Source organism: Mesorhizobium sp. M4B.F.Ca.ET.017.02.2.1, from assembly GCF_003998955.1.
Taxonomy (GTDB): Bacteria; Pseudomonadota; Alphaproteobacteria; order Rhizobiales; family Rhizobiaceae; genus Mesorhizobium; species Mesorhizobium abyssinicae.
On the sequence record NZ_RZOF01000593.1, the window covers coordinates 1 to 1696 of the forward strand.

Here is a 1696-nt window from a genome sequence, read left to right on the forward strand (position 1 = left end):
GACCAGGCTCGCGGCGATCAATGCCGCCTATGAGATGATCGAACGGGGCCTCAGGCACGTATGAGCGGTTTCCTGCCCGACCAGCCGAGCGCCGAGGTCAGGGTATCGCCGAATTTCGGCCCGCGGCGCGATACGCTCAGACCCGACATGATCGTGCTGCATTACACCGGCATGGCCACCGGCGCGGGCGCCGAGGCATGGCTTTGCGATCCGGCCAGCGAGGTCTCTTCCCACTATCTCGTCCATGAGGACGGCCGCGTCGTGCAGATGGTGCGCGAAAGCGACCGCGCCTGGCATGCCGGCAAGAGCTCGTGGTTCGGGCGAACGGACATCAACTCCTGCTCGGTCGGCATCGAGATCGTCAATCCCGGTCATTCGCTCGGCTATCCCGGCTTTCCCAGGCGGCAGATCGATGCGGTGACCGACCTGTGCGCAGGCGTCGTGCAACGCCATGCCATCGCGGCACAGCGCGTGCTCGCCCATTCCGACGTGGCGCCGGGTCGCAAGGTCGATCCGGGCGAAAAATTCCCCTGGAAGACCTTGTTTGCGGCCGGCATCGGCCATCTCGTTCCGGCGGCGCCGATTCGGCGCGGCGCGATGCTCAAGGCCGGCGACATCGGGGGCGATGTCGAGGCGTTGCAGTCGATGCTGTCGCTCTATGGCTATGGCGTGGAGATATCGGCTGCTTTCGACCGCCAGACCGAAATCGTCGTCGAGGCTTTCCAGCGGCATTTCCGGCCGCGGCTGGTCGATGGCGTGGCCGACGGCTCGACAATCCGGACGCTGCAAAGGCTGCTTGCTTCCGTAAAGGCAATCCCGGCCGCATAGTCCATCTCGCATCGCTAAATTACAATCTGTCACTTAAAGTGACTTGCGCCGCCTTGTTTGCCGCCAAATCGGTCGTCAAAGGCGATCTGTGCAATTTATCGGACGTCTAACCTCCCGAGATGTTCCGATATTGATTTGGTGTCGCCGCGTGAAGTTCTTCGCGCGGTTCTAACAGAACAGGACCACATGCAAAATTTGACCGTCTTGACGGCAGCCGTTGCTGCCGGTGTAATGACTTTTGCCATCGGCGCCGCGAATGCCGCACCCCAGAGCCTGCGGGCCGACAACGGCTTTGTCGCCGCAGCCAGCAAAACCGCGCCGAAAGCCGCAGAGGCCCCGAAAGCAAAAAAGACGACCACCGCGAAGGTGCAGAAGGTCGCCCCGGTGAAAGCCAGGAAAGCGACGGCCAAGCGGCGTGTGCAGCGAAACAGGAAGACGATCGACCTGACCACCACGGCGTCGATCCGCCCGAGCACCGCAGCAGAGTCGACCGCGGCGGCGGCGAGCGCCGACGGCGGCCAGTACTCGGCGATCATCGCCCGCTATGCGGCGGCGGAAGGCGTGCCGGTGTCGCTAGCCAAAGCGGTCATCAAGATCGAGAGCAATTACCGGCCCAACATCGTCGGCAGCGCCGGCGAGATCGGCCTGATGCAGATCAAGCCGGCGACGGCGCGGATGATGGGTTACAGCGGCTCGGTCAAGGGCCTGTTCAATCCCGACACCAACATCAAGTACGGCATGAAATACCTTGCCATGGCGCGAGGCCTTGGTGGCGGCACCACCTGCGGCACGATCCTGAAATACAATGCCGGCCACGCCGCGACGCGGATGAACCCGGTGTCGGCCGCTTACTGCAGCAAGGTCAAGG

General features: G+C 63.3%; 2 protein-coding genes. Both read left to right on the plus strand.

Annotation, left to right across the window (positions count from 1 at the left end; translation table 11 throughout):
- Window positions 1-60 precede the first annotated feature (60 nt).
- Complete coding sequence (locus EN738_RS34150; protein ID WP_127287351.1) at window positions 61-828, plus strand: N-acetylmuramoyl-L-alanine amidase; 768 nt, start codon at window positions 61-63, stop codon at window positions 826-828.
- Window positions 829-1014: 186 nt separating this feature from the next.
- Window positions 1015-1696 (plus strand): transglycosylase SLT domain-containing protein (locus tag EN738_RS34155; RefSeq protein ID WP_145967043.1); only part of this gene is annotated, 682 nt, incomplete at its 3' end.

Excerpts from the sequence above, each read along its gene's own strand:
- EN738_RS34150 (WP_127287351.1), top strand. The coding sequence starts at position 61 with ATGAGCGGTTTCCTGCCCGACCAGCCGAGCGCCGAGGTCAGGGTATCG.